At 66.0% G+C, this 25,273-nt stretch carries 24 protein-coding genes; 17 read left to right on the plus strand and 7 right to left on the minus strand.

Going from position 1 to position 25,273, the window contains the following annotated elements; translation table 11 throughout:
* The first annotated feature begins 295 nt into the window (after positions 1-295).
* The 14 genes from HG718_RS08280 to HG718_RS08345 all read left to right on the plus strand — a co-directional run bounded on the left by HG718_RS08280 (position 296) and on the right by HG718_RS08345 (position 14,129).
* A complete protein-coding gene (locus HG718_RS08280; protein ID WP_160587479.1) occupies positions 296-568 on the plus strand; it encodes a YjhX family toxin in 273 nt (90 codons plus the stop codon).
* A 285-nt stretch (positions 569-853) separates the two neighbouring features.
* On the plus strand, positions 854-1,351 hold the full coding sequence (gene rpsF / locus HG718_RS08285) for a 30S ribosomal protein S6 (protein WP_160587478.1): 498 nt from the start codon (positions 854-856) through the stop codon (positions 1,349-1,351).
* Positions 1,348-1,596, plus strand: coding sequence for a 30S ribosomal protein S18 (gene rpsR, locus HG718_RS08290; RefSeq protein ID WP_027840092.1), 249 nt, complete (start codon positions 1,348-1,350; stop codon positions 1,594-1,596). The genes rpsF and rpsR overlap by 4 nt, the downstream gene beginning before the upstream one ends.
* 83 nt (positions 1,597-1,679) lie before the next feature.
* Positions 1,680-2,741 (plus strand): DUF2232 domain-containing protein, encoded by a 1,062-nt coding sequence (locus HG718_RS08295; RefSeq protein ID WP_160587477.1) that lies wholly within the window; start codon positions 1,680-1,682, stop codon positions 2,739-2,741.
* A 110-nt stretch (positions 2,742-2,851) separates the two neighbouring features.
* The gene (gene rplI / locus HG718_RS08300) at positions 2,852-3,481 is read left to right on the plus strand and encodes a 50S ribosomal protein L9 (protein ID WP_160587476.1); all 630 of its coding nucleotides are present in this window, start codon (positions 2,852-2,854) and stop codon (positions 3,479-3,481) included.
* Between the two features lie 381 nt (positions 3,482-3,862).
* On the plus strand, positions 3,863-5,116 hold the full coding sequence (locus tag HG718_RS08305; protein WP_160587475.1) for a cyclopropane fatty acid synthase: 1,254 nt from the start codon (positions 3,863-3,865) through the stop codon (positions 5,114-5,116).
* Positions 5,117-5,279: 163 nt separating this feature from the next.
* Entirely contained in the window at positions 5,280-6,788 is a 1,509-nt protein-coding gene (locus tag HG718_RS08310) for a replicative DNA helicase (protein ID WP_027840087.1), read from the plus strand.
* A gap of 30 nt (positions 6,789-6,818) precedes the next feature.
* Positions 6,819-7,952 carry an alanine racemase gene (gene alr / locus HG718_RS08315; protein WP_188658408.1) on the plus strand — a complete coding sequence of 378 codons (1,134 nt, stop codon included), beginning with the start codon at positions 6,819-6,821 and terminating at the stop codon, positions 7,950-7,952.
* A 62-nt stretch (positions 7,953-8,014) separates the two neighbouring features.
* Complete coding sequence (locus HG718_RS08320; RefSeq protein ID WP_027840085.1) at positions 8,015-8,788, plus strand: MlaE family ABC transporter permease; 774 nt, start codon at positions 8,015-8,017, stop codon at positions 8,786-8,788.
* Positions 8,789-8,816: 28 nt separating this feature from the next.
* A complete protein-coding gene (locus HG718_RS08325) occupies positions 8,817-9,593 on the plus strand; it encodes an ABC transporter ATP-binding protein (RefSeq protein WP_160587474.1) in 777 nt (258 codons plus the stop codon).
* A gap of 30 nt (positions 9,594-9,623) precedes the next feature.
* Complete coding sequence (gene radA, locus HG718_RS08330) at positions 9,624-11,018, plus strand: DNA repair protein RadA (protein ID WP_160587473.1); 1,395 nt, start codon at positions 9,624-9,626, stop codon at positions 11,016-11,018.
* A gap of 66 nt (positions 11,019-11,084) precedes the next feature.
* Entirely contained in the window at positions 11,085-11,756 is a 672-nt protein-coding gene (locus HG718_RS08335) for a CvpA family protein (protein ID WP_027840082.1), read from the plus strand.
* Between the two features lie 69 nt (positions 11,757-11,825).
* Positions 11,826-13,391, plus strand: coding sequence for an amidophosphoribosyltransferase (gene purF, locus HG718_RS08340; RefSeq protein ID WP_170080195.1), 1,566 nt, complete (start codon positions 11,826-11,828; stop codon positions 13,389-13,391).
* Between the two features lie 18 nt (positions 13,392-13,409).
* Positions 13,410-14,129 (plus strand): SDR family NAD(P)-dependent oxidoreductase, encoded by a 720-nt coding sequence (locus HG718_RS08345; protein ID WP_160587472.1) that lies wholly within the window; start codon positions 13,410-13,412, stop codon positions 14,127-14,129.
* 150 nt (positions 14,130-14,279) lie between these two features.
* On the opposite strand, the gene der is transcribed toward HG718_RS08345, so the two are convergent.
* The 7 genes from der to HG718_RS08380 all read right to left on the minus strand — a co-directional run bounded on the left by der (position 14,280) and on the right by HG718_RS08380 (position 22,059).
* Positions 14,280-15,752 carry a ribosome biogenesis GTPase Der gene (gene der / locus HG718_RS08350; RefSeq protein ID WP_160587471.1) on the minus strand — a complete coding sequence of 491 codons (1,473 nt, stop codon included), beginning with the start codon at positions 15,750-15,752 and terminating at the stop codon, positions 14,280-14,282.
* 51 nt (positions 15,753-15,803) lie between these two features.
* Positions 15,804-17,144 carry a PQQ-like beta-propeller repeat protein gene (locus HG718_RS08355; protein ID WP_036263581.1) on the minus strand — a complete coding sequence of 447 codons (1,341 nt, stop codon included), beginning with the start codon at positions 17,142-17,144 and terminating at the stop codon, positions 15,804-15,806.
* Complete coding sequence (locus HG718_RS08360) at positions 17,141-17,911, minus strand: tetratricopeptide repeat protein (protein WP_160587470.1); 771 nt, start codon at positions 17,909-17,911, stop codon at positions 17,141-17,143. The genes HG718_RS08355 and HG718_RS08360 overlap by 4 nt, the downstream gene beginning before the upstream one ends.
* A 252-nt stretch (positions 17,912-18,163) precedes the next feature.
* Positions 18,164-18,997 carry a 3-methyl-2-oxobutanoate hydroxymethyltransferase gene (gene panB, locus HG718_RS08365; RefSeq protein ID WP_160587469.1) on the minus strand — a complete coding sequence of 278 codons (834 nt, stop codon included), beginning with the start codon at positions 18,995-18,997 and terminating at the stop codon, positions 18,164-18,166.
* A 229-nt stretch (positions 18,998-19,226) separates the two neighbouring features.
* The gene (locus HG718_RS08370; protein WP_160587468.1) at positions 19,227-20,111 is read right to left on the minus strand and encodes a hypothetical protein; all 885 of its coding nucleotides are present in this window, start codon (positions 20,109-20,111) and stop codon (positions 19,227-19,229) included.
* Positions 20,112-20,263: 152 nt separating this feature from the next.
* Positions 20,264-21,121 carry a hypothetical protein gene (locus tag HG718_RS08375; RefSeq protein WP_160587467.1) on the minus strand — a complete coding sequence of 286 codons (858 nt, stop codon included), beginning with the start codon at positions 21,119-21,121 and terminating at the stop codon, positions 20,264-20,266.
* A gap of 89 nt (positions 21,122-21,210) precedes the next feature.
* Complete coding sequence (locus HG718_RS08380; protein ID WP_160587466.1) at positions 21,211-22,059, minus strand: tetratricopeptide repeat protein; 849 nt, start codon at positions 22,057-22,059, stop codon at positions 21,211-21,213.
* 240 nt (positions 22,060-22,299) lie between these two features.
* On the opposite strand from HG718_RS08380, the gene HG718_RS08385 reads away from it, so the two are divergent.
* The 3 genes from HG718_RS08385 to HG718_RS08395 all read left to right on the plus strand — a co-directional run bounded on the left by HG718_RS08385 (position 22,300) and on the right by HG718_RS08395 (position 25,200).
* Complete coding sequence (locus HG718_RS08385) at positions 22,300-22,911, plus strand: TetR/AcrR family transcriptional regulator (RefSeq protein WP_160587465.1); 612 nt, start codon at positions 22,300-22,302, stop codon at positions 22,909-22,911.
* A 43-nt stretch (positions 22,912-22,954) separates the two neighbouring features.
* Positions 22,955-23,830, plus strand: a complete 876-nt coding sequence (locus HG718_RS08390) for an SDR family oxidoreductase (RefSeq protein ID WP_036265373.1) — start codon at positions 22,955-22,957, stop codon at positions 23,828-23,830.
* A 251-nt stretch (positions 23,831-24,081) separates the two neighbouring features.
* On the plus strand, positions 24,082-25,200 hold the full coding sequence (locus HG718_RS08395; protein WP_160587464.1) for a sensor histidine kinase: 1,119 nt from the start codon (positions 24,082-24,084) through the stop codon (positions 25,198-25,200).
* Positions 25,201-25,273 lie beyond the last annotated feature (73 nt).

Consider the following 25,273-nt stretch of genomic DNA (forward strand, 5'->3'; position numbering starts at 1 on the left):
CATCGGACACCATTGCCCCTTGCATTTGCGGGCATCCGGACCGACTTTGAAGCGGTCAAAGTTGGAGACTTTATGTCTAGTGAGATTGTGCTCGGCTAACGGGCGCTGATTTGGGTGGCCCTCCCTCGACCGAGGCGTGCGGCCCCTGCCCCATCAGACCCCGTTGCAACGAACCCGCACCGGCTGCGGGCGCGTGATCGTGCGCGCCTTCGCGCGTGCGGTGGGCGGATGGCGTGACGCGTCCGCCGACCTGCCGGCCGGTGCCTTCAGACTTAGTTTGACGGCACATCTCACAATGAACCTCTCCCGCGACGAGCAGCGCGTGCTGCACGCCCTGGCGCAGGGCGGCTATATCCGCCATTTCAGGGCCATCTCGCCTTCCGGCCGACGCCAGAAGATCACCCATATCGAATGCATGACCCGCGACGGCTGGCTGTTGAGCCACTGCACCCTGCCGATTTTCGACAAGCTGCGCCGGAAACGGCTCATTTTCTCGGAAAACGGCTCGCCCTACCGCATCTCCCGCAAGGGCCTGACCCATGTGCGGGCGCGGCTGGACAACAGGTGATGATCGATTTCAAGCCCACCGGGGCGGCCACCGCTGCCCCGGTAGCGCGCATGACGGATGCAAAGTGCGCCTAAGCCCTTGCGCTTGGGCGCGTTTTCTCGTATCTCCCCGCTTCGCTCAAGGTCCGGAGCCGGGAGCTGAAGGGACGGCGCTTTAGCGCTTACGTGAAATCGTACAACGGTCCTGGTGTTCCCGCCCGGTTCGTCTAACGGAGAACCTCCCTTTTCCGGACGAAGAACGGGGCTTCGCGCCCGGACCGGCTGACTTCAAGGGAGCCCATTTCCAATGGCGCTTTACGAACACGTGTTTATTGCGCGGCAGGATGTGTCCGCGCAGCAGGTCGAGACTCTGACCGAAGAGTTCAAGACCGTGCTTGAGAGCAATGGTGGCTCGGTTGCCAAGGCCGAGTACTGGGGCATCAAGACGCTTGCCTACAAGATCAAGAAGAACCGCAAGGGCCACTACACCCTGCTGAACATCGACGCCCCGCACGCCGCGGTTGCCGAGATGGAACGCCAGATGGGCCTGCATGACGACATCCTGCGCTTCATCACCCTGCGGGTGGATGAGCACGAGGAAGGCCCGTCGGCCATGATGCAGGCGCGCGGCCGTGACGACCGCCGCGGCGGTCGTGGCGGTGATCGTGGTGGCCGGGGTGGTGATCGTGGTGGCCGTGGTGATCGCGGTGACCGTGGTGGCGACCGTGGCGATCGCGGTGGTGACCGCAGCGCCCCTGAGGCCCGCAAAGAGGCAGAAGCCAAGAAAGAAGGAGCAGACGCATGAAGGTAATTCCTTCCGACGCAGCCCGCCGGCCGTTCTTCCGCCGCCGCAAGACCTGCCCGTTCTCCGGCGCCAACGCTCCGAAGATCGACTACAAGGACACCCGTCTCCTGCAGCGCTACGTTTCCGAGCGCGGCAAGATCGTGCCGAGCCGCATCACGGCCGTGTCCGCCAAGAAGCAGCGTGAGCTGGCCCGCGCCATCAAGCGCGCCCGCTTCATGGCGCTGCTGCCTTACGTGGTCGACTAAGACACACGACGTTTGAGGGCCCGCCGGATCATTTACCGCGCGGGCCCTTTTTCCGTTCACTGGCTGAGACCGCTACCTTGCGCATGGGAAACATCCCACCCTGGGTCATCGGCGTGCTGGCGGGCCTTGCCAGCAGCACGCTCTATGCGGCTGCGTCCGGCGGCGCGACGCCGGCGATCGTTCTTCTCTACCTGTCGCCGCTCCCCATTTTCATCGCAGGCCTCGGCTGGGGCTCCCTGATGGCGCTGATCGCCGGGGGCACGGGCCTGGTCCTCACCTCCCTGTTCAACGGCATTTCAAGCGGCGTGGTCTATCTCGCCGTGGAAGTGGCAGCCCCCCTGTGGCTGATGCGGCTGGCGCTGACTTCGCGGGCCGTGGGCGGCCGCGGTGCCTCGGCGGCTGCGCGGGCGGCACGGGCGCGGGAAGCGCATCACCGGGCGGTGGCTGCCGGTGAGATCGACGGGCCGCCGGACGACCTGCCCGAGCCCGAGGTGACCTGGTATCCGCCGGGCCTGCTGGTGGTGTGGACGACGGCGATTGCCGCCTCGCTGCTGCTGATCTCGATCCTGTCGATGACGGTGACCGAGAACGGCCTGCGCGGAGCGATCATGCAGATGATCAATACGGGCATTGTTGATACGGGCGAGCTTGGGCGGGTGCTGGACGCACGCGGCTTCGACATCAGCCCGCGGGCGTTCCTGGCGGGGATCGCCAGTTTCGTGCCGGCCATGGCGGCGAGCCTGTGGCTGATCATGACGCTGGCCAACATGATGGTGGCGCAGCTCATCCTGGTGCGGCTGGGGCGCGCTGCGCGGCCGACGCCGTCGATCGCGGAATTGCGCTATCCGAAGCTGTTTCTGGCGATCTTCCCGGCCTCACTGCTGTTTGCCTTCCTGCCGGGGGAAGCGGGCTTTGCGGGGGCGTCGCTGGCGGCCGTCCTGTTCATTCCCTATTTCCTGTTGGGACTGGCCACAATTCATGCTATCTCGCGCCGCTGGCAGGCACGGTCTGCCGCGCTCACCGGGTTCTATACGGCCCTCGTCCTGCTGTCGCCGCTGGTTGCGGTGCTGGTGGGATGCCTGGGACTGGCGGATGCCTGGATGGGATTGCGGGAGCGCTACGCTCCCGACCTGGAAGCGGCCTGAGGCTGCTTCCAGAAACTCTGCCGCTAACCACCCTGCGCGGTGGGACAGGCGCGACGATCTGGCCGCATCGGGCGGCAGGCGGCGCTTGCTGGAAGAAGGACTAGTTTCCAATGGACGTTATTCTGCTTGAACGGGTCGAGAAGCTCGGCCAGATGGGCGACGTGGTTGACGTGAAGCCGGGCTACGCCCGCAACTTCCTGCTGCCGCGCGGCAAGGCGCTGCGTGCCAACAAGGAAAACCGCAAGCGCTTCGAAGCCGAGCGCGCCCAGCTCGAGGCCCGCAACCTTGAACTGCGCAAGGAAGCCGAAGCGGTTGAGACCAAGCTCAACGGCGAAAGCGTGATCGTGATCCGCTCTGCTTCGGAAACCGGCCAGCTCTACGGCTCCGTGGCCACCCGCGACGTGGCTTCCGCCCTGACCGAGGCCGGGTTCACCGTGGCCCGCCAGCAGGTGGAGCTGCAGCGCCCGATCAAGATCCTGGGCCTGCACGACGTGCTGATCCGTCTGCATCCGGAAGTCTCTGCGACCGTCACCGTCAACGTGGCGCGGACGCAGGAAGAAGCCGAGCGCCAGGCGCGCGGTGAGGACGTGACCGTCGACCGCACCGACGAGGAAGAGGAAGCAGCGCTCCTCGCCGAGGAAGTGTTCGAGGATGCCGAAGCCGCCGCCGCTCTCGAAGAGGGTGACGCTGCCGAGGCCGGTGACGATGACGCCGCCGCCGAGGAAGAGACCCAGGCCTGACGCCAGGGCATTTTCCGGGGCGCCAGCCCTTAGGACGACACGACAACGCCGCTGCCCATGCCGGGCGGCGGCGTTTTCATTTGCGGTGCAACAAATATCGGGCTCCAAGAGGCCTGATATGTTGCGATATGTCGTATAAGCCGATTTTTCCTGCAGCTGCGAAGGCGGGTTTTCCCCGGTTTTTCCGCGCCAGCGTCACGCTCGATATCCCCGCCCTTATCCCCGCAGCGCCCGCCCCCCAGATGCTCGATCGGATGCCCCCTTGCGCCTGCCGCCCGGGGGCATAGACTTTTGGGTGGCCGCTGCCCGGATCCTGCGGGCCCGGGCCGGCTGCCATGCTGATGGGCTGGGCAGACAATTGGGCATGCATGAGGTGCTGAGATGTTCCTCCGGTGGTTGCTCGACTATGTGGTGAAGACCGGCCGGCTCACGGTGGTCGAAGCCAATGGGAAGACCTGGACAGTGGGCGATGGCGGCCCGCCCGGGGTGACACTCACCCTGCGGGACGCGAAGATCGGTCGCGCCATCGCCTTCAACCCGCATCTCAAATTCGGCGAAGCCTATATGGACGGCCGCCTCGACATCACCGAGGGCGATGTCTGGGACCTGATGGACCTGCTGGGCCGCAATGTGGGCACCGGTTACGGCACGCCGCTGGCGGCTGCCATCGCCCGGGCCCGGCGGCTCTACCGGCGGGTGCTGCAGCACAACCCGATCGGCCGGGCCAAAGACAATGTGGCCCATCACTACGATCTGGACGGCGGGCTCTATGACCTGTTCCTGGACCCGGACCGGCAATATTCGTGTGCCTATTTCGAAACCCCGGACACAAGCCTTGACGAGGCGCAGCTGGCCAAAAAGCGCCACATCGCCGCCAAGCTCAGGCTGGAGCCGGGCAACCGGGTGCTTGATATCGGGTCTGGCTGGGGCGGGCTCGGGCTCTATCTGGCGCAGATGGAAGAGGTGGACGTGACCGGCGTCACCCTGTCCGAGGAGCAGCACACCCTGTCGAGCGCCCGCGCCCTGCATCAGGGTCTCGACAGCCGGGTGCGGTTCCGGCTGGAGGACTACCGGCATCTGGACCCGGCGTTTGACCGCATCGTCTCGGTTGGCATGTTCGAGCATGTGGGGGTGGGTCACTATCAGGAGTATTTTGACCAGGTGGCCCGGCTGCTCGACGAGGACGGGGTGGCGCTGATCCATTCCATCGGCCGCATCGACGGGCCGGGCACGACCAATCCGTGGATCGCCAAATACATCTTTCCCGGCGGCTACATTCCGGCCCTGAGCGAGGTCCTGCCGGCCATCGAAAAGGCGGGCCTGTTCGTCACCGACATCGAGATCCTGCGCCTGCATTATGCGGAGACCCTGCGCCACTGGCGGGAGCGCTTCACCGCCAACCGCGACCGGGCAAAGGAGATCTATGACGAGCGCTTCTGCCGCATGTGGGAGTTCTACCTGGCGGCCTCCGAAAGCTCGTTCCGGCATATGGGATTCATGGTGTTCCAGGTGCAGCTGACCCGCAAGGTGGATGCCCTGCCGATGACCCGCAGCTACATGACAGAGGCCGAAACCACCCTGCACCGGCGCGAGGAAACGCTTCAGTCCACAGGCCGCAGCAAGCTGCGGGCGTGAGTCGCGCCGTGCCTGAAGTGTTTGATTCTGTGAGTCATTGGAATCGGTTAGACTGAATCGCGCACATCATCCACAGGCTGTGGATATGATTTTTGTGTACAGCGCCGGGCTTGCCCCAATTGACGCCTGACGGCTGGTCGCAGCTGCGTTACATACTGTGGTCATGGATCCCGCACCGACTCCCTTCCCTGCTCCCGACGACACGCCTGATCCCGATTTCGAGGGCATCAAGTATCGCGAGATGCCGCACTCAATCGAGGCGGAGCAGGCACTCTTGGGGGCGATCCTCGTCAACAACGAGGCCTATGACAAAGTCTCCGAGTTCCTGTCGGCGGATCATTTCTACGAGCCGCTGCACGCGCGCATCTTCGAGGCGGTGGCGCAGCTCGTGGTGGGCGGTCACCTGGCGACGCCGGTTACCCTCAAGGCGTTTTTCGAGCGCGACAGCGCACTGGCCGATGTGGGCGGCCCTGCCTATCTGGCGCGGCTGGCAGCCGCTGCCGTGGCGACGCCGCATGCGCGCGATTACGGCCGGGCGATCTATGACCTCGCCGTCCGGCGCGAGCTGATCCGGCTGGGCGAGGACATCACCGCCACCGCCGAGGACACCCCCATCGACCTGCCGCCGACGCAGCAGATCGAGAACGCCGAAGCCGCGCTCTACAATCTGGCCGAGAAGGGCCGCTATGAAGGCGGCTTCATTCCGTTCAAGAACTCGCTGACCGGTGCGCTGGACATGGCCGCTGCCGCCTATCAGCGCGAGGGCCAGCTGTCTGGCCTCTCAACCGGCCTGCGCGACCTCGATGCCAAGCTGGGCGGGTTGCAGTCCTCCGACCTCATCATCCTTGCCGGGCGTCCCTCCATGGGCAAGACGGCGCTGGCCACCAACATCGCCTTCAATGCCGCCAAGGCCTTCCGCACCGAGATCGACGAGAACGGCCGCGAGAAGGTGGCCGATGGCGGCGTGGTAGCGTTCTTCTCGCTGGAAATGTCGGCCGAGCAGCTGGCGACCCGACTTCTGGCAGAGCATTCGGGCATCTCGTCGGAGAAGATCCGGCGCGGCGAGATCACGGCGGACGAGTTCGGCCAGCTGCGCGAGGCAACCGAGCTTCTGCAGTCGATCCCGCTTTACATCGACCATACCGGCGGCATCGCCATCTCCACCCTCGCCGCGCGCGCCCGGCGGCTGAAGCGCCAGGTGGGTCTGCAGCTGATCGTGGTTGACTATCTCCAGCTCGTCACCTCCAGCGGCAAGAACCAGGACAACCGCGTGCAGGAGGTGACGGCCATCACCACCGGCCTCAAGGCACTGGCGAAGGAGCTGAATGTGCCGATCATGGCGCTGTCGCAGCTCTCCCGTCAGGTGGAAGCGCGCGACGACAAGCGCCCGCAGCTGTCGGACCTGCGTGAATCCGGCTCGATCGAGCAGGACGCCGACGTGGTGATGTTCGTCTATCGCGAGGAATATTACCTGCTGCGCTCGGAGCCGTCGGAAGGCACGCCCGAACATCTCAAATGGCAGGAAGACTGCACCCGTGCCCATGGCAAGGCCGAGGTGATTGTCGGCAAGCAGCGCCATGGTCCCACCGGCCGCGTGGAGCTGCAGTTCCAGGCCAACCTCACCCGCTTCGGTGATCTTGACCATTTCCACCAGTCCTATGATGGTCCGTGATCTGGCAATTCTGCGGTCCGGCCCCTCATCGTGACATCGACGCCCCCTTCCCTTCCGGCTTCCGGGCTTTCTGCTTCCGGCTCCCTGACCATCGACCTCGGTGCCCTGGCGCGGAACTGGCGCGCGGCGCATGAGGCCAGCGGGACAGCGCGGGCCAGTGCTGTCATCAAGGCGGATGGCTACGGGCTTGGGGCGGTCGAAGTGGCGCGCACGCTGGCCAAGGCCGGCTGCCGGGATTTCTTCGTGGCCCTGCCGTCTGAAGGCATCGCCGTGCGCAGCGTCGCGCCGGACGCGGCCATCTATGTGCTTAACGGGCCGATGGCAGGCCATGTGGATGCCATGGCCGATGCCGGGCTGATCCCTGTGCTCAACGGGCCGGAGCAACTGGCCCTGTGGGCGCAGGCCGGCGACCGCCATGGCCGCCCCCTGGCTGCTTCCATGATGCTCGACACCGGCATGAACCGGCTGGGCTTCGACGAGGCAGCGCTCGACGCGCTGGCGCCGGATGCCCTGCAGGGGATCGACCTGCGCCTGGTCTTGAGCCACCTGGCCTGTGCGGATGATCCGTCTGCGGACATGAACATCGTGCAGCGGGCGCGGTTCAACCGCATGCGGTCGCGCCTGCCGGATGTGGAAGCCAGCCTGTGCAATTCGGCGGGCATCTTCCTGGGGCCCGACTATCACTACGAGCTGACCCGGCCGGGCGTGTGCCTTTATGGCGGCAGCCCGTTCATCGCGGAGCCCGCGCCGTTTCACCATGTTGTGACGGTGGGGGCCGAAGTGGTGCAGCTGCGGCGGGTGCCGGCGGGTGAAACCATCGGCTACGGTGCCACCTTCACTGCAGCCTCGGACATGCGCACCGCCACCATCGCGGCGGGCTATGCGGACGGCATCTTCCGGGCGGCGGGAAACCGCGGCTTTGCCGCCATCAACGGGGTGCGCGTGCCCTATGTGGGCCGGGTTTCCATGGACCTCGTGGTGCTCGACGTCACTGCCCTGCCCGACGGCGCGGTCAGGCCCGGCGACCAGGCGGAGGTGCTGGGGCCGACCATAAGTGTGGATGATCTGGCACAGGCCTCTGGCACCATCGGGTACGAGGTGTTAACCAGCTTGGGCTCACGGTATGAGCGGCGCTATATTGCAGCCGATTTCAGCCAATTCTGAGCACCCGCCCCTGCCGGGCCGCCCCACTGCCCGGCGCCCGACCCGACGAGGAGTGACATCCGGTGAACCTGTTTGCCCTGGTTGGGCGTGCCGTTCTGACCTTCCTTGCCGAAGTCGGCGCGCTGTCTCGTTTCACCCTCCGGGCCCTGCGGGCGTGTGTTGCGCCTCCCATCTATTTCCGGCTCATCGGCGTGCAGATGCTGCGCATCGGCTATTTCTCGCTGCCGGTCGTCGGCCTCACCGCCTTCTTCACCGGCGGCGTGCTGGCGCTGCAAATCTATATCGGCGGCTCCCGCTTCAATGCGGAGGGCTTCGTCGCCAACATCGTGGCCATCGGCATAACCCGCGAGCTGGGTCCGGTGATCGCCGGGCTCATGGTCGCGGGCCGTGTTTCGGCGGCAATCGCAGCCGAGATCGGCACCATGCGTGTCACCGAGCAGATCGACGCGCTGGTGACGCTCTCCACCAACCCGTTCAAATACCTGGTGGCGCCGCGCATCATTGCTGCGGTCGTCTCCATGCCGCTGCTGGTGGTGGTGGCCGACATCATCGGCATCTTCGGCGGCTTCACCGTCGGGACCCAGAGCCTGGGCTTCAATCCGCTGGTCTATATCGGCAATACGGTTGATTTCATCGAGGTGCAGGATGTCACCTCCGGCCTCATCAAGTCCGCGGTGTTCGGCTTCATCATCGCGCTGATGGGGTGCTATGCGGGCTATCGCAGCATGGGCGGCGCGCAGGGCGTGGGCCGCGCCACCACCAATGCCGTGGTGGCCGCCTCGATCCTTATCCTTGCCGCCAACTACCTGATGACGTCGCTGCTCTTCACTTCCTGATTTCCTGTTCGCCAGAGGCAAGACCGACATGGCCGCATCGCCGAAAATCCAGCTGACCGACGTGCACAAGAGCTTCGGCCCAAAGACCGTGCTGGACGGCATCAACCTCACCGTCGAGCAGGGCCGCTCCATGGTGGTGATCGGCGGCTCGGGTACCGGCAAGTCGGTGATGCTCAAATGCATTCTCGGGCTCATCCATCCCACGTCCGGTTCCATCAAGGTCGATGGCGAGGAAGTGACCGGCATCTCCGAGCGGGAGCGCGAGCAGGTGCTGAAGAAGTTCGGCATGCTGTTCCAGAGCGCGGCATTGTTCGACAGTCTCAAGGTCTGGGAAAATGTCGCCTTCGCGCTGGTGCAGGGCGAGAACATGCCGCGCGCCCAGGCCAAGGACATCGCCATCGAGAAGCTGGCCAAGGTCGGCCTGTCGGCGGATGTGGGCGAGCTCAACCCGTCGGAATTGTCCGGCGGCATGCAGAAGCGCGTGGGCCTCGCCCGCGCCATCGCCCATGACCCTGAGATCGTCTTCTTCGACGAGCCGACCACGGGCCTCGACCCCATCATGGCGGATGTCATCAACGAGCTGATCGTGGACACAGTGAAGGACATGGGCGCGACGGCGCTTTCCATCACCCATGACATGGCCTCGGCCCGCAAGATCGCCGATCACATGGCGATGATCTACAAGGGCCAGATCATCTGGACGGGCGATGCGTCCGAGGTGGATAGTTGCGGCAATCCCTATGTGGACCAGTTCGTCAACGGCCGGGCGGAAGGCCCGATCCAGATGGAGGTGCTGAAGGCGTAACGGCGCCCGCCGCCCCGCCCGACGCGTTTGATGGCCAAGCCCGCCACCCGCTTCGTTTGCCAGAATTGCGGCGCCGTCCATGCCAAATGGGCGGGCAAGTGTGATGGCTGCGGCGAGTGGAACTCGCTCGTCGAGGAAACCGCAGGCTCAGGCCCCGCGGGCTCTCCCGCCACAGCCAGGCTGACACGCGGCGCGCGCAAGGTGCTCGACCTTGTGCCGCTTGAGGGCGAGACGGCGGAAGCCCCGCGCCATATCACCGGCATCGCCGAGTTCGACCGGGTCTGCGGCGGCGGGCTGGTGCCGGGCTCGGCGCTTCTTGTCGGTGGTGATCCGGGCATCGGCAAATCAACCATCCTGCTGCAGGCGATGGCAGCGCTGGGACGCAGCGGCAAGCGGGCGCTCTACATCTCCGGCGAGGAGGCCATCGCCCAGGTGCGCATGCGCGCGCGGCGGCTGGGGCTTGAGAAGTCTCCGGTGGAGCTTGCTGCCGCCACCAGCCTTGCCGACATCGTCGCGACGCTGGAGCAGGCCCCGGCGGCGGATGCCGTCGTCATCGATTCGATCCAGACCATGTGGTCCGACGCGCTTGAATCAGCCCCCGGCACGGTCTCCCAGGTGCGGGCCTGCGCGCAGGCGCTGGTGCAGGTCGCCAAGGCCAAGGGCACGGCATTGATCATCGTCGGCCATGTCACCAAGGAAGGGCAGATCGCCGGGCCGCGCGTGGTGGAGCACATGGTGGACACGGTGCTCTATTTCGAAGGCGAGCGCGGGCATCAGTTCCGCATCCTGCGCGCGGTGAAGAACCGCTTCGGCCCCACCGACGAGATCGGCGTCTTCGAGATGCGCGACACGGGCCTTGCGGAAGTTGCCAACCCGTCCGCCCTGTTCCTCAATGACCGCTCGGAAAGCGCGTCCGGCTCGGTGGTGTTTGCCGGGATTGAAGGCACGCGGCCAGTGCTGGTTGAAATCCAGGCGCTGGTGGTGCGTACCTCGTTGGGCACGCCGCGCCGCGCCGTCGTCGGCTGGGATGGCGGCCGGCTGTCCATGGTGCTGGCGGTGCTCGAAGCCCGCTGCGGCACCAGCTTCGGCGGCTTCGATGTCTATCTCAACGTGGCTGGCGGCCTCAGGGTCAACGAGCCTGCCGCCGACCTTGCCGTGGCCGCCGCCCTGTTATCGTCGCTTGATGATGCCCCGATCGACCCGCAGACCGTCGTCTTCGGCGAGATCAGCCTGTCGGGCGACATCCGGGCCGTCACCCAGGCGGAGAACCGGGCCAAGGAAGCCGCCAAGCTCGGCTTCAGGAAGGCCATCGGCCCAAAGGGACTGAAAGCGCTGTCCGGCGGTCTCACGGTCCGGGAGATCGGCACCATCGGCCAGCTCGTTAACGTCATTTGCCATTCCGACGTGCCCGGCGGCGACGCTTAGGGTAAAACCCTGTTCACCATGAATGTTGCGTCATCGGCGGGGAAAGCATGACGAAGAGGGGGCAGGATGACCGGGTTTGACGCCATCGTCATCGCGGTGACGCTGATATCCGGCCTGCTGGCCATGGTGCGCGGCTTCGTGCGCGAAATGCTGTCGATCCTCGCCTGGGTCACGGCCGCGGCTGCTGCCATCATCGCCCTGCCCTATCTGTCGCCCAAGGCGCGCGAATGGATCGAGCCGACATGGCTGGCGGACGGCTCCGCCGCCTTTCTCGTCTTCGCCGTCGTGCTGGTCCTGGCCTCCTTCCTCAGCTTCTATCTGGGCGAGCGGGTGCCGGACGGGCATGTGGGGGCGCTTGACCGCACCGGCGGGTTCCTGTTCGGCCTGGCCAGGGGTTTTCTGCTTGTCACCATCGCCTATATGTTCATCGCCTGGCTCGTGGCGCGGGATGATTTTCCGGCCTGGCTGGACGAATCGCGGCTGTTGCCGCTGGTCTCCGCAACGGCGGAAACCCTGACAAATCTGGTTGATCCGGGTGAGGAGAACCGTCCCGCCCAGCATGCACGCCCGAAACAGGCTGCACCCGCCGCCACACCGAATGCCGGGTCCACAACCGGCAGCAAGGCAGACCCGCAAAATGGCAGCGCTGACAGCGACGCCGCCGAAGGGTATAACGCTGAGGAACGCCGCCGCCTCGACCAGCTGATCGAGTCGGTCGACAATGGGAACGGGCAGTGATCGACGGCCAGCTCATCCGGAGCTGAAGGCGGTCCGGCAGACCGCTCACCCATTCGGTTCTTCCAAGGGATGCCGTCCCCATCCGGGCATCCCGTGGCGCAAGAGGTTGCCTTGACCAAGCAAGACGCATCCAAGTCCGGCTCCCCTACCCCGGCACAGAACGACACCCTCATCGATTACGAGACCTGGCGCGAGATCATGGAAGGCGACACGCTGCGCGAAGAGTGCGGCGTGTTCGGCGTTTATGGCCATGAAGACGCCGCCGCGCTGACGGCGCTGGGCCTGCACGCGCTCCAGCACCGCGGACAGGAAGCAGCCGGCATCGTCTCCTATGACGGCAGCCGCTTCAACGCGGAGCGCCGCATGGGCCTTGTGGGCGACCACTTCTCGTCCGAGAAGATGATCAACCGCCTGGCGGGCAACGCCGCCATCGGCCACAACCGCTATTCGACCACCGGCGAAACCATGCTGCGCAATGTGCAGCCGCTGTTCGCTGATCTGTGGGGCGGCGGGTTTGCCATCGGCCACAACGGCAATCTCACCAATGCGCTGACCCTGCGTGACCAGCTGGTGCGCGACGGGGCGATCTTCCAGTCCACCTCGGACACCGAGACCATTCTCCAGCTCGTCGCCCGCTCGGCCAAGCCGCGCATCGTGGAACGTCTGGTGGACGCGCTGACCCAGGTGGAAGGCGCCTATGGTCTTGTCTGCCTGACGCCGAAGAAGCTGATCGGCGCGCGCGACCCGCAGGGCATCCGCCCGCTGGTGATGGGCGACCTCAATGGCTGCCCGGTGCTGGCCTCGGAAACCTGCGCGCTGGACATCATCGGTGCCCATTTCGTGCGCGAGATCGAGCCCGGCGAAATCGTGGTGTGTACGGAAGATGGCGTGGAGAGCCACAAGCCCTTCCCGCCGCAGCCCTGCCGGCCGTGCGTGTTCGAGCACATCTATTTCGCCCGTCCGGATTCCATCGTCGGCGGCAAGAGCGTCTATGCGGTGCGCAAGGAGTTCGGCGCGCAGCTTGCTGCTGAAAGCCATGAGGACGCGGATGTCGTCATCCCGGTGCCTGATTCCGGCGTGCCGTCCGCCCTTGGCTATGCCGAGAAAGCGGGCCTGCCCTTCGAGCTGGGCCTGATCCGCAATCATTATGTGGGCCGCACCTTCATCGAGCCGACCCAGCAGATCCGCCAGCTCGGCGTGAAGCTGAAGCACAATCCCAACCGGGCCATGGTGGAAGGCAAGCGCGTGGTGCTGGTGGATGACAGCGTGGTGCGCGGCACCACCTCCATCAAGATCGTGCAGATGATCCGCGACGCCGGTGCGCGGGAGGTGCATCTGCGCATCGCCAGCCCGCCCATCACCCATTCGGACTTTTACGGCATCGACACGCCGGACCAGTCCAAGCTGCTGGCGCACCGCTTCGACCTCGAGGGCATGCGCTCCTACATCGGCGTCGACAGCCTCGCCTTCCTCACCGTCGAGGGTCTTTACAAGGCGCTCGGCTACGAGGCGCGCGACGATGAGCACCCGCAGCTCACCGACCATTGTTTCACGGGCGATTATCCGACGCCGCTGACCGATCGCGATGGCGACCGGGCGGGCGCGCAGCTGTCGCTGCTGGCGGAAATTGCCTGACCCCAAGACCGAGATTTCATGCCTGGTACATTTGACGGAAAGCTGGTCCTCGTCACCGGCGCCTCGCGCGGCATTGGCTATGCCGTATCCCTCGCCTTCGCCCGCGAGGGCGCCCATGTGATTGCGGTCGCCCGCACCGAGGGCGCGCTCGAGGAGTTGGACGACGCCATCAAGAAGGAAGGCGGCAACGCCACGCTGGTGCCGCTCGACCTCACCGATTATGAGGGCGTGGACCGGCTGGGGGCCGCCATCTACGAGCGCTGGGGCAAGCTCGACGTGCTGGTGGGCAATGCGGGCGATCTGGGCGTGCTGTCGCCCATCGGCCATGTGCAGCCCAAGGACTGGCACCGGGCAATCGACATCAACGTCAATGCCAACTGGCGGCTGCTGCGGTCGATGGACCCGCTGCTGCGCGCGGCAGACGCGGGCCGGGCCATCTTCGTGACGTCCGGCGCCGCCACCAAGACGCCCGCCTATTGGGGCCCCTATGCAGTCTCCAAGGCAGCGCTTGATGCGCTGGTGAAGACCTATGCGGCGGAGTGCGAGACGACCAATGTGCGCGCCAACCTGCTGAGCCCCGGCCCCACCCGCACCGCCATGCGGGCCAAGGCCATGCCGGGCGAAGACCCCGAGACCCTGCCGCACCCCAACGAGGTGGCAGCGCTGTTCCTGGAAATGGCCGCCCCCACCTACACCGTCAACGGCGAAATTCGCCGCTTCGAGCGCAAGGCGTCCTGAACTCCCATATCCGTCCGGCCTGACCGGAAGACCCACTCGCTTATCGGCTTGTCGCGGTATCGGTGGTGCATGTCCGTGCCTGCCGCCAGAGATCCTCCGGCTTGACCGGAGGGTCTTAGGCCCCGTGCCCGAGCGGCGGCGGAGAAGGCCTCAGCCCTTCTTCGGCTTGCTGGCCGCCTTGCTCTTGATCTTGGCCTTGATCGACGTCCCGCGCCGTGTGCGTTTGGCCGCATACGGATTGTCGCCCTTGCGCATCATCAGGCGGATGGGCGTGCCGTCGAGATCAAAGCGCTCGCGCAGGCCATTCACCAGATACCGCACATAGCTGTCCGGCAGTTTCTCGGCGCGCTGGGAGAAGACGATGAAGGTCGGCGGCCGTGACTTGGCCTGGGTCATATAGCGCAGGCGGATGCGGCGCCCCTGCACGGCAGGCGGCTGGTGGCGGCTGACGGCGATTTCCAGCCAGCGGTTGAGCGCTGCCGTCGAAACCCGGCGCGTCCAGCGCGTATAGGCGCGCAGGGCTGCGGGGATGATCTTGTCGAGCCCCTGCCCGGTCATTGATGAGATCGGCACGATCTCGATGCCCTTCACCTGCGGCAGCAATTCATCAATCCGCTGGTCGATCTCCCGACGCGCGGCGGCACGGTCTTCCACCAGGTCCCATTTGCTGATCGCCAGCACCAGCGAGCGGCCCTCATTCACCACCAGGTCGGCGATGTGCAGGTCCTGCTTTTCAAAGGGCTGGGTGGCGTCGATCAGCAGCACCACGACTTCGGCGAAATCCACCGCGCGCAGCGTGTCGGCGACGGACAGCTTTTCGAGCTTCTCGGTCACCCGGGCGCGGCGGCGCAGGCCGGCTGTGTCCCACAGCTTGATGCGTCGCTTGCCGACCTTCCAGTCCACCGAGATCGAGTCACGGGTGATGCCGGCCTCCGGCCCGGTCAGCATCCGGTCTTCGCCTATAAGCGCATTGATGAGCGTGGACTTGCCGGCATTCGGGCGGCCCACCACCGCAAGGCGCAGCGGCTTTTCGTCGTCGATCTCTTCATCAACGATGTCGTCGGCATCCTCCGCATCCATATCGATGACGGGTTCTGCCTCCTGCTCGTCTTCCTCGAAAGCGCCTGCTTCTTCGGCGAAGGGCAGCAGCGCGCCATAAAGGTCAGCCGTGCCCTCGCCGTGTTCGGCGGAAATGCCCAGCGGCTCACCGAGGCCGAGGCGGAAGGCTTCCATGCGGCCCGCTTCGCCCTGCTTGCCTTCGCACTTATTGGCCGCGAGGATCACCGGCGTCTCGTCCTTGCGCAGGATACGGGCGATCTCTTCGTCCAGCGGCATGATGCCGGCGCGCGCATCCACCAGGAACAGGCACACATCGGCGGCCGCGATGGCGGCTTCGGTCTGCCGCCGCATGCGGGCAGGCAGCACGTCGCCGGACGCATCTTCGAAGCCCGCGGTGTCGATTATCTTGAAGTGAATGTCGCCCAGCCTGGCGTCGCCTTCGCGGCGGTCACGCGTGACGCCGGGGGTGTCGTCCACCAGCGCCAGCTTCTTGCCGACAAGGCGGTTGAACAGGGTCGATTTGCCGACATTGGGACGGCCGACAATGGCAAGTGTAAAGCTCATGAGTTGCGGCTCCTGCCGCGGGCAGTCGGGTGGCCGGCGGCGCGGGCCCGGCTAGCGCAGGGCCAGCAGGTCGGCGCCGTCGGTCAGCACGAATACGGTCTTGTTGGCCACGATTGGCGCAATGAAAGTGCCGCGCGGGATGTCGATCTGGCCCAGGGTCTCGCCGCTATAGGGCGACACCGCCAGCATCTCGCCGGTGGAAGAAGCAGTTAGCAGACGGTCACCCACCAGCACCGGACCGGCCCAGGCAATCGGGCCTTCGCGGTCTTCCGGGTCCTCGAAGCGCGGCAGCTGAGACACCCAGCGGATGCGCCCGTCGCGGCGCGACAGGGCCACGAGTTCCGCGTTGGTGGTGACCATGAAGATGAAGTCGCCGGCGATCCACGGCGTCTGCACGCCGGAGAGCGAGCGCGTCCACACGCGTTCGCCGGTACGGATGTCGATGGAGACCATGCGGCCCGCATGGCTGACGGCGAACACGCGGTCACGGTCGATCACCGGGCGGCCGGCAATGTCCGAGATGTTGGCGAGCGCCGTGTTGGAGAGCACGCGGGTCAGCGTGTCGTTCCAGATTTCCTGGCCGTTCTCGACGCGCAGCGCGAACAGTTCACCGGACGAATAGGGCACGACCAGCGTGTCGCCGGAGACAGCCGGGCTCGGCGAGCCGAGAATGCCGGCTGTTTCCTGGATGCCCGCATGGGTCCACAGCACCTCGCCGGTGGCCTGGGCCAGGGCGACGGTCTGGTTGTCGAAGGAGATGGCGAAGACGCGGCCGCCCACTGCTGACGGGGCCGCCCGGTAGGGCGTGCGGCCGTCATGGGTCCAGAGCTGTTCACCGCTTGCGGCATCCAGCGCCACCACGGTGCCGAAACCGGTGGCCGCGAAGACCGTACCGTCGTCATAGGCGAGCCCGCCGCCGAAGCCTTCTTCGGAATCCGCGTCTTCCGGCGTCAGGTCCACGGCCCACAGGCGCGTGCCGCTGTCGGCTGCGAAGGCGCGCACGCCGCCCTCGGCATCGAGCACGAAGATACGGCCATCGGCCACCACGGGCGGTGCTGTCAGGCGGCCGTCGTCGCTCGACCCCGCCCCGGCGCTTGCCTGCCAGTCTTCGGCGATGGCGTCAGAGGCATCGAGGTGGTGCAGCACGTTGTCGGGAAAGCCGCCGGGCTGGGACCAGCTGTCGTTGACGTATGGTGCCGGCAGGATGACCTGGAGCGATGCGATGCGCGGGTCGGCCTCCAGCGACTGCTCCAGCGCCAGCACGGAAATGCGTTCGCCGGGCAGCGGCGGGTCTTCGGACGGGCTGATCCAGTCATTGACCGTGTCGCAGGCGGCAAGGCCCGTGAGCAGGAGCCCCGTCAGCGCCACGCGGGCGAAACCATGTACCGTCATTGCGCTTCCCCCCCGGACGCATTTTCTTCCGTGTCCGGTGCTTCTGCGGCACCGGTGTCATCCGCCTCGCCAGCCTCACCTGTTTCCCCGGCCGGTGTGGCGGGCAGCTGGCGGGCGACGGGGCCGTCCACTTGCAGGCCGCGCAGCATGTCGCGGGCGCGTTCGCGCATCAGCGGCGGCGCCCCGGCGGCATCGGCCAGCATCTGGAAATTGTTGGCGGCTGCGTCTTCATCACCGGCCTTGAGGGCGGCAAAGCCCAGCAGCTCCAGCGCCGAGAAGCGGAAGGGTTCGCCCTCCTCCGCCAGCGGCGCGAGCCGGATGTTGAGATCATCGATGCTGGCGGTGTCAGCCAACAGCATGGCGGCGCGCAGGGCTGCGAGGCTGCGCAGGGTGTCGTCACCGCCTCCGGCGGCAATCGCGTCCAGCCGGGCGACCGCGCCGTCCACGTCGCCGGCTTCAGCCATCAGGCCCGCCGCGCGGATGCCGGCCACCGCCTCATAGCCGCCATTGCCCTCTTCGGCGAGGGTGGCGAAGGCTGCGGCGGCCTCTTCGGTGTTGCCTTCTTCGGCCAGCTGATCGGCAGCCACGAAAGCGCGGGCCGCGTCCTCGGCGGCGGTCTTGGTGGAGGCGTTCCACCAACTCACCGCGCCGACGGCGACGATCAGCGCCACGGCGCCGCCGATGACATAGGCGCCATAGGTGTCCCACAGGGATTCGTACCGCTCGCGGCGGAGATCTTCTTCGACTTCGCGGAAAATATCGCTCAAGGAAGGCGGCCTTCTAATTCCGGTGGCTGTTCTGTCGCGGGGTGTGCCTTGGGGAGCGCCGGCGGGGCCACCCCCCGCAGCGTCCGGCACATCGGTGTCCGCGCCCCGGCGCACACCGTCTTGCGCGCGGGACCGCGCGCCATTGCCGGATCATGATCCGGACGCATCCGAAACTAGCCGGGCTGCCCCGGCTATTCCAGCCATAAAGCGTCAAAAAAGAGGCGATTTCAGGCCGTTAGCGGCAGCGTGCCGTCAGGTACCCGAGGAATTGCCTTTCATGGCGTAGGTGTGTTCCTCGGCGGGGAAGTTGCGGTTGCGCACTTCCTTGGCATAGGCCTCCGCCGCCCCTTCAATCGCCGCGCCGAGGGAGGCGAACTCCTTGACGAATTTCGGCGGCGTCGGGTTGAGGCCCAGCATGTCTTCCAGCACCAGGATCTGCCCATCGCAGGTGGGCGAGGCGCCGATGCCGATGGTCGGAATGTCGATCTGCTTGGTGATGCGGGCCGCCAGTGGTTCGGCGATACCCTCAAGCACCACGGAGAACGCGCCTGCCTCGGCAACAGCGCGGGCATCTTCTTCCAGCGCGGCCCAGCCGTCGGTCTCGCGGCCCTGCACCCTGTAGCCGCCCATGGTCTGCACGCTCTGCGGCGTCAGGCCGATATGGGCCATCACGGGGATGCCGCGCTCGGTGAGGAAGCGGATCGTCTCCGCCATGCGCGCGCCGCCTTCCATCTTGATGGCGGTGCAGCCGGTTTCCTGGATCACCCGGGCGGCGTTGCGGAAGGCCACATTGGGGCTTTCCTCGTAGGAGCCGAAGGGCATGTCCACCACCACGACGGATTGCTGCGCGCCGCGCATCACCGCCTTGCCGTGCAGGATCATCAGCTCCAGCGACACGCCCAGCGTGTTTTCCATGCCGTGCATGACCATGCCCAGGCTGTCGCCCACCAGCAGCAGGTCCACATAGGGGTCCACCAGCCGCGCCGTATGGGCGTGATAGGCGGTGAGGCAGACGACCGGCGTCTTGTTCTTGGAATTGCGGATCTGCGGAACGGTCTTGCGGCGGATGGCGGCGTGCGTCGACATGGCCGGGCCTCCTGACTGGGGGGCAAGGGATACCAGCGCGCATATGGGATGCCCGGCCCGGAATGCCCGCGCTTTTTTCGCGGAAAACCCGGCCAGAGCCCCATTTTTGCGGCGGCGCAGCCTAGTCGCTGCACCGCCCTGTGACAATCAGCAGCAGCGCGGGGCGGCTATGCATCCGCCGCCCCCGCCAAAAACCGCACATTTCAGCCGTTTACGGGGCCGGAGGGGCCTATGACGGGGCCTCGGGGGCTGCCGGCGCGGGCGCTGCAGCCGGAGTGTCCGCCGCCGTGGCACCGCTCTCCGCGTTGGGCAGCAGTTCCAGGTAGGAATAGGTGAGAAAGGCCGCCCCGAAGATGAACAGGTAATAGTTCACCACCACATTCACGAGGGTGACGAGAATGCCCACTGGCGTGAAGGACGTTGCCGCCGGGCCGCCCATGGGATTGGCACCACCCGCGAAGCCCGTGGCGCCGACAACAAAGAGCAGGCCGAACGACACCGCGAGCACGAGGATCGCGTAGAGCACCCAGGCACCCAACAGCCGAAGCGTGTTGCCTTCGCTCATCAGCCAGGCCGTGCGGATCGCCTTTTTACGGCCCAGCGCGGCGGCCGGCAGCGCAAGGAACAGCCGTGCAGCAAGGCCGTAGATGAAGATACCCACGAGAACGGCAAGGACGATGCCAACTGCACCGCCGATTCCCACCGAGGTGCCGGGTGTTGCCGTCAGTCCGCCGGTGAACAGTCCGATAAGCAAGACCAGGATACCGGCGATGACGCCGAGCATGAGCATGAGCAGCACGGTGGTGATGAGGTACCGAACCACGGGCATGCCGAGCGCCCATTTGTCCGGCGCATCCGCTGCCATGCGATGGGTCAGCACGACGACCCCCGACAGCAACACGAGCATGAGGGCAAAATAGGCAATCATGGCTCCAGCCTCCGTGCCCGGAACTGTTGCCTGTCCCATCGCGGGCATCGAAACCCCGAACAGCAGCGGCATCGCGAAGACTATGACTACAGACACGGCGAGATAAACCGGCAGCAGCGGCCACCAATAGCGGATGGGCGAGCTGAAGGCCTGGCCCAGAACGTCGAAAACCGGAAGCTTGCGCATATGTGCCCCTCTTGCCGCCCGCCATCCCCCCCGGACGGCCCGTCATGCGGCTCCACCGTCACGTGTGACGGGTAGCAGCACCTTGCCCAAAGGCCGGGCGGCGGGCAAGCCCGCTGTCCGGTCCGTTTTGGATGGGTGGTGTTTTCCTGCCGTCAGCCGGCGGATGCTGCCGCCGCCCCGCCTTCCACATTCGGCCACAGGGCGCGCAGGGAATAGGTGAGGAAGGCGGTCGAGGCCACGGTGGTGAAATAGTTGGTCAGCACATTGACCGTCAGGATACCGAACGCATCGGGGTCGGACAGGTCGAAGGCATTGGCGAGGCCCTGCACGTTTTCATCCGTGGGCGGCCAATCGATGATGCCGAGACCAGAGCCCAGCAGCGTCAGGACGGTGCTCACGATCATGGCGGCAATGACGATCAGCATGAAGCAGCCGAACAGCCGCCACCCATTGCCCGAAGAGGCACGATATCCCAGCAGCAGCGGCTTCGGCTGCTCCAGCGCTGCCGCCGGCAGGGCCAGCCCCAGCCGCACAAAGATGAAGAAGAAGGCGACATAGATCCCGATCAGCGCCAATGACAGGGCGACACTGGGCGGCGGCGCGGCAGCCGGGGCTCCGGTCAGCATGGCCCCGCCAGATACCATCCCGGCCAGCAGGATGATCGCCAGCAGCGGCAGGCTGAAACACAGGCTGACAAGGAAATAGCTGACGGAGGGACGGCCGAGCTGCCAGGGTTCTTCCACGCCCGCGATCACCCGGTGGGTCAGCACTGCCAGCATGATGAAGGCGATGAACAGCACGAAGCCCGCCGCGATGGCGAGGGGCAGGTTGGCCGTCTCGACCGCCAGTCCCACATCCCCGTCCGCCGATGCGCCGACGCTGCTGACAGCGCCCATCACGCCAACCATGCCGAGCTGCAGCACCAGATAAAACGGAAACAGCGGCCACACATAGCGGAACGGCGCCGTCAGCGCGTGTCCCGTTGTTTCCAAAACCGGCAGCTTCACCATGTCCTCGTCTCCCTCATGCCCGTGCCTTTATGTCTGCCCGCGCCATCCGGTCTGTGCCGTCCGGCCCGCGCTGCGGTGACCCGGCGTGTCTAGTTCTGGTTGGCGCCGTAAGCCCAGGCTTTTTCCTGGATGTCGGCATTGTCCGGGGCCAGCTCGTAGGCGCGCAGAAAATCATCCCGCGCGAACCCGTTCTGGCCCAGCGCTTCGAAGATCCGCCCCCGGACGAAAAAGGCCGGGGCATAGTCCGGATTGAAGGCCAGTGCCTTGTTGGCGTCGGAAATGGCCGCGTCCAGCCGCGCCATTTCGAGAAAGGCATTGGCGCGGGTGGTGTAGATGTCGCCCGCATCCGGCGCCAGCTTCAGCGCTTCGGTGTAATCCTCGATTGCCAGCTCGAGCTGGCCGTTGAGCTTGTAGGCGATGCCGCGATTGACCCGCGCGGTTACGAGATCGCCGTCGCTCAGATCGCCTGATTCAAGCGCCCGCGTGCAGTGCAGGATGGCGGCCTGCGGCGTGCCGCCGTCGAAGAACTGGGCGTGGCACAATTCGTTTTCGTAGATGCCATCCACGTCATCGGGATCCGCTGCCGCCTGCACGGCGTCAGCCTCGCCCGGTTCAGCCGGTACGGCCTCAGCGGGCACTGCCTCTGTGGGTGCAGCGTCTGCGGGCGCAGGCGCCTCGAGCACGGGCGTTGGCGGCGTCAGTTGCGGTGCGTCGGCGGGTCCGGTGCCTGGCTGAGACTGTGTCTGCGGTTGCGCCACCGGCTGGGCCGTCTCACCCGGGGAGACCAGCGGCGGGAAGCTGAGGCCCCCCTCCTGCCCTGCGGACTGGCTGTCCTGTGCCCAGGCGCCGCCGGCAGCGAGCGCTGCCACCAGCGCGACCATTATCGACGGTGCGCGGGCTGCCCGCGCAGCGCGGCGGGAAAGCTTCCTTACAGACACGTTCGTCCCCCGAAACTGAAAACCGATTGCCGGAGGTGTAGCGGATTTAGCCGCCCGGCGCACTCTCCCCCGTGCACGCTTCTCACCACATTCTCCGAAGCCGGTTTTTGCCCCCTCTGAAGCCGGTTTCTGCCCCGCCTCCGGCCCGCCCCGGCTTTTTTTCGGCCACGCCCCCTTGAAGGGGCGCGAGCCGATTAATATTTGACCGGTCTAATTCAATAACCACGCGCAGGACCCGCCATGCCCCGCCCCCGCAACGACAAGGCCTATGGAGATGCTCATGACCGGCTTCTGGAAAGCGGTGTCGGGCTGATCCGGTCCGGCAGTTTCAGCGCCATCGGCATCAGCGAGATCCTGGCGGCCAGCGGCGTGCCCAAGGGCTCGTTCTATCACCACTTCTCCAGCAAGGAGGCGTTCGGCCTCGCCGTTGCCCGGCACTACCACGCAGGCCAGCTCGATATGGCCAGGACCATATTGGGCGACGAAAGCGCGGGCCCCCTCGACAGGCTGCGCCGGTTCTTCGAGACGGCCTATGAAGATTTCCGTGGCCGCGGCTTCGAGGACGGCTGCCTGATGTGCAACCTCTCAACCGAGCTGGCGGACCAGAACCCCGCCTTCCAGTCCCTTCTGGCCGAGCAATGGGCCGAGCTGTCCGCCTGCCTCGCCGGGCCGATCACCCAGGCCGGCACCACCGCCCTCGGCCTTGCGCATCTCAGCCCGGCGGAAGCCGCGGACTGGCTGCTCAATTCCTGGAGCGGCGCGCTGACCCGCATGAAGGCTGAAGCCTCCAGCGCCCCCCTTGATCTCTTCCTGAAGAGCGTTTTCCCGACATCTGCCCCCGCCCACGCCTGACCCCCGTCCGGCGTCCCGTTCCACGTTGCGTAAGGACATTCCCATGACAACGCCACAGACCATTCTCATCACCGGTGCCAGCCGCGGCATCGGCCTGCTCACCGCCCGGCATCTTGCCGAACGCGGCCACAAGGTAATCGCCACCATGCGCGACCCTGACGGCCGCAATGCCGACGCGGCCAGCGGCCTGCGGGCGGAGGCCGCAGCGGGCCGCGACATCACCGTCGCAGAAATGGATGTTACGAGCGACGCCTCGGTCAATGCCGCCATCGCGGCCATCGACAAGCACACCCCCATCGACGTGCTGGTGAACAATGCGGGCGTCATGCCCACCGGCCTCACTGAGGCGTATACGGAAGATCAGGTGTGCCAGTGCATGGATGTCAATCTCATGGGCATCGTGCGCACCAGCCGGGCCGTGCTGCCCGGCATGCGTGCTCGCGGCAGCGGCCTTCTGGTCAGCCTCAGCTCGGCCGCCGGCCGCCTCTCCATCCCCTTCTTCGGCGTCTACTGTGCCAGCAAATGGGCGATGGAATCCTATTGCGAGAGCCTGCATTACGAACTTGCCCCCCAGGGCATCGAGAGCGTGCTGGTGGAGCCAAGCGGCCACGGCACCGACCTCGTCTCCACCTCTCCCGCCCCCGCCGATTCCGATGTGGTGGCCGCCTATGGTGACCGCGCCAAGGGCCGTGACCGGCTGCTGGGCATGTTCCAGACCATGTTCGATGAAGGGGATGCGATGACCGATGCCGGCAATGTGGCCCATGCCATCGCAGGGCTGGTGGAAATGGAGGGCCCGCGCCCGCTGCGCACCCAGGTCGGCCATGACATGGGCGTCGAGGCGGTCAATGCGGCCACCGCGCCCGTTCAGCAGGCCCTCATCGACCAGTTGAAACCTGTCTATGAAGCTGCGGAGTAACCGCCAGCCTGCATGAATGAATATTCAGGCGGGTGGACGCCCGCCTGAATACAGGCTTTGTGCCCGGCGAGATTTCACGCAAGGGCACATGTGACCCGCCGATTGCACACCTGAATAACGGGCATCATTAACGCTGCCATCTCATGGCCGTGATTAGTGGTTTGATTTATTGGCCTGCCGTGATTTTATGCCCGGCCCTTCCGGACCGGGACGATCTGCATTGTCCGGCCACCCCCAATCGAAAGCCCTGTATGAAAGCCGACGCGCATCCCCAGCAAGACGACCGCCTGCGGGCCTTGCGCAGCTACGGCATCCTCGACACACCGCGCGAGGAAGAGTTCGACGAGATGGTGCGCCTTGCCGCGGCGATCTGCGACGCACCGATTGCCGTCATCAATCTCATCGACGAAGACCGCCAGTGGTTCAAGGCGGAGGTCGGCCTCGGCACGCGCGAGACGCCGATCGACACGTCGATCTGCAGCCACGTCATTCTGGGTGAGGATTTCGTCGAGATTCACGACACGCTGGCCGACCCGCGCATGGCCGACAACCCGCTCTGCCTTGCTGCCGAAGCGCCGCTGCGCTTTTATGCAGGCGCGCTACTCAAGACGGAGGACGGCCTGCCCATCGGCACGCTCTGCGTGCTCGACCACGCCCCGCGCAGCCTCACCGATATCCAGCGCGACACCATCAAGATTCTCGCCCGCCAGGTCATGCGGCAGATCGACCTGCGCTTCGCCCTGCAGCAGCAGATCATCCTTCAGAACGAGGTCGATCACCGGGTGAAGAATTCGCTCGCCATGGTCTCCGGCCTGCTGCGCCTGCAGACCCGCAAGCTCACCGATCCGGAAGCCAAGGCCGCCCTCACCGCCACCCAGACCCGCGTCAACGCCATCGCGGCGCTGCATCAGGCGATGTACCAGACCAGCGCCGTTGATTCCGTGGATCTGTCGATCTTCGCCAAGACCATCGGTGAAAGCCTCAAGGCCACAGCGCCCGTGCAGGTGGATGTCGTCTTCGATTTCACCGCCATCAAGGTGCCGTCGGAAATGGCGTCCGGCATCGCGATGATCGTCAACGAGTTCGCCGCCAACTCGTTCCAGCACGCCTTTCCCGGCAATCGCGCCGGCCGGATCGAGGTCCGCGGCGACATCACCGATGACGGCATGCTCGTTGTCGAGGCCCGCGACGATGGCGTCGGTACCGGCGACTGCCCCGATGGCGGCGTGCCGCCCGTGTCCGGCGAGTTCTCCTCCGGCCTCGGCATGAAGATCATCGAAAGCTCCGCCGCCAGTCTCGGCGGCACGGTGGAAAGCAGCGTCACCGAGGACGGCGCCCGCATGCGCCTCACCGTCCCGCTCGAGCGCTGAGCCGCCCCCTTTTCCCCACGCCCATGACAAGGTTGCCGCCCGCACCGCCCCGGTCCGCGCGGGCGTGTCATCG

Source organism: Pyruvatibacter mobilis, from assembly GCF_012848855.1.
GTDB lineage: Bacteria > Pseudomonadota > Alphaproteobacteria > CGMCC-115125 > CGMCC-115125 > Pyruvatibacter > Pyruvatibacter mobilis.

What these genes read in the sequence shown, in the direction of transcription:
- HG718_RS08280 (WP_160587479.1), top strand. Translation starts at nt 296, where the DNA reads ATGAACCTCTCCCGCGACGAGCAGCGCGTGCTGCACGCCCTGGCGCAG.
- rpsF (WP_160587478.1), top strand. Translation starts at nt 854, where the DNA reads ATGGCGCTTTACGAACACGTGTTTATTGCGCGGCAGGATGTGTCCGCG.
- rpsR (WP_027840092.1), top strand. Translation starts at nt 1,348, where the DNA reads ATGAAGGTAATTCCTTCCGACGCAGCCCGCCGGCCGTTCTTCCGCCGC.
- HG718_RS08295 (WP_160587477.1), top strand. Translation starts at nt 1,680, where the DNA reads ATGGGAAACATCCCACCCTGGGTCATCGGCGTGCTGGCGGGCCTTGCC.
- rplI (WP_160587476.1), top strand. Translation starts at nt 2,852, where the DNA reads ATGGACGTTATTCTGCTTGAACGGGTCGAGAAGCTCGGCCAGATGGGC.
- HG718_RS08305 (WP_160587475.1), top strand. Translation starts at nt 3,863, where the DNA reads ATGTTCCTCCGGTGGTTGCTCGACTATGTGGTGAAGACCGGCCGGCTC.
- HG718_RS08310 (WP_027840087.1), top strand. Translation starts at nt 5,280, where the DNA reads ATGGATCCCGCACCGACTCCCTTCCCTGCTCCCGACGACACGCCTGAT.
- HG718_RS08325 (WP_160587474.1), top strand. Translation starts at nt 8,817, where the DNA reads ATGGCCGCATCGCCGAAAATCCAGCTGACCGACGTGCACAAGAGCTTC.
- radA (WP_160587473.1), top strand. Translation starts at nt 9,624, where the DNA reads ATGGCCAAGCCCGCCACCCGCTTCGTTTGCCAGAATTGCGGCGCCGTC.
- HG718_RS08335 (WP_027840082.1), top strand. Translation starts at nt 11,085, where the DNA reads ATGACCGGGTTTGACGCCATCGTCATCGCGGTGACGCTGATATCCGGC.
- purF (WP_170080195.1), top strand. Translation starts at nt 11,826, where the DNA reads ATGCCGTCCCCATCCGGGCATCCCGTGGCGCAAGAGGTTGCCTTGACC.
- HG718_RS08345 (WP_160587472.1), top strand. Translation starts at nt 13,410, where the DNA reads ATGCCTGGTACATTTGACGGAAAGCTGGTCCTCGTCACCGGCGCCTCG.
- der (WP_160587471.1), bottom strand. Translation starts at nt 15,752, where the DNA reads ATGAGCTTTACACTTGCCATTGTCGGCCGTCCCAATGTCGGCAAATCG.
- HG718_RS08355 (WP_036263581.1), bottom strand. Translation starts at nt 17,144, where the DNA reads ATGACGGTACATGGTTTCGCCCGCGTGGCGCTGACGGGGCTCCTGCTC.
- panB (WP_160587469.1), bottom strand. Translation starts at nt 18,997, where the DNA reads ATGTCGACGCACGCCGCCATCCGCCGCAAGACCGTTCCGCAGATCCGC.
- HG718_RS08370 (WP_160587468.1), bottom strand. Translation starts at nt 20,111, where the DNA reads ATGCGCAAGCTTCCGGTTTTCGACGTTCTGGGCCAGGCCTTCAGCTCG.
- HG718_RS08375 (WP_160587467.1), bottom strand. Translation starts at nt 21,121, where the DNA reads ATGGTGAAGCTGCCGGTTTTGGAAACAACGGGACACGCGCTGACGGCG.
- HG718_RS08385 (WP_160587465.1), top strand. Translation starts at nt 22,300, where the DNA reads ATGCCCCGCCCCCGCAACGACAAGGCCTATGGAGATGCTCATGACCGG.
- HG718_RS08390 (WP_036265373.1), top strand. Translation starts at nt 22,955, where the DNA reads ATGACAACGCCACAGACCATTCTCATCACCGGTGCCAGCCGCGGCATC.
- HG718_RS08395 (WP_160587464.1), top strand. Translation starts at nt 24,082, where the DNA reads ATGAAAGCCGACGCGCATCCCCAGCAAGACGACCGCCTGCGGGCCTTG.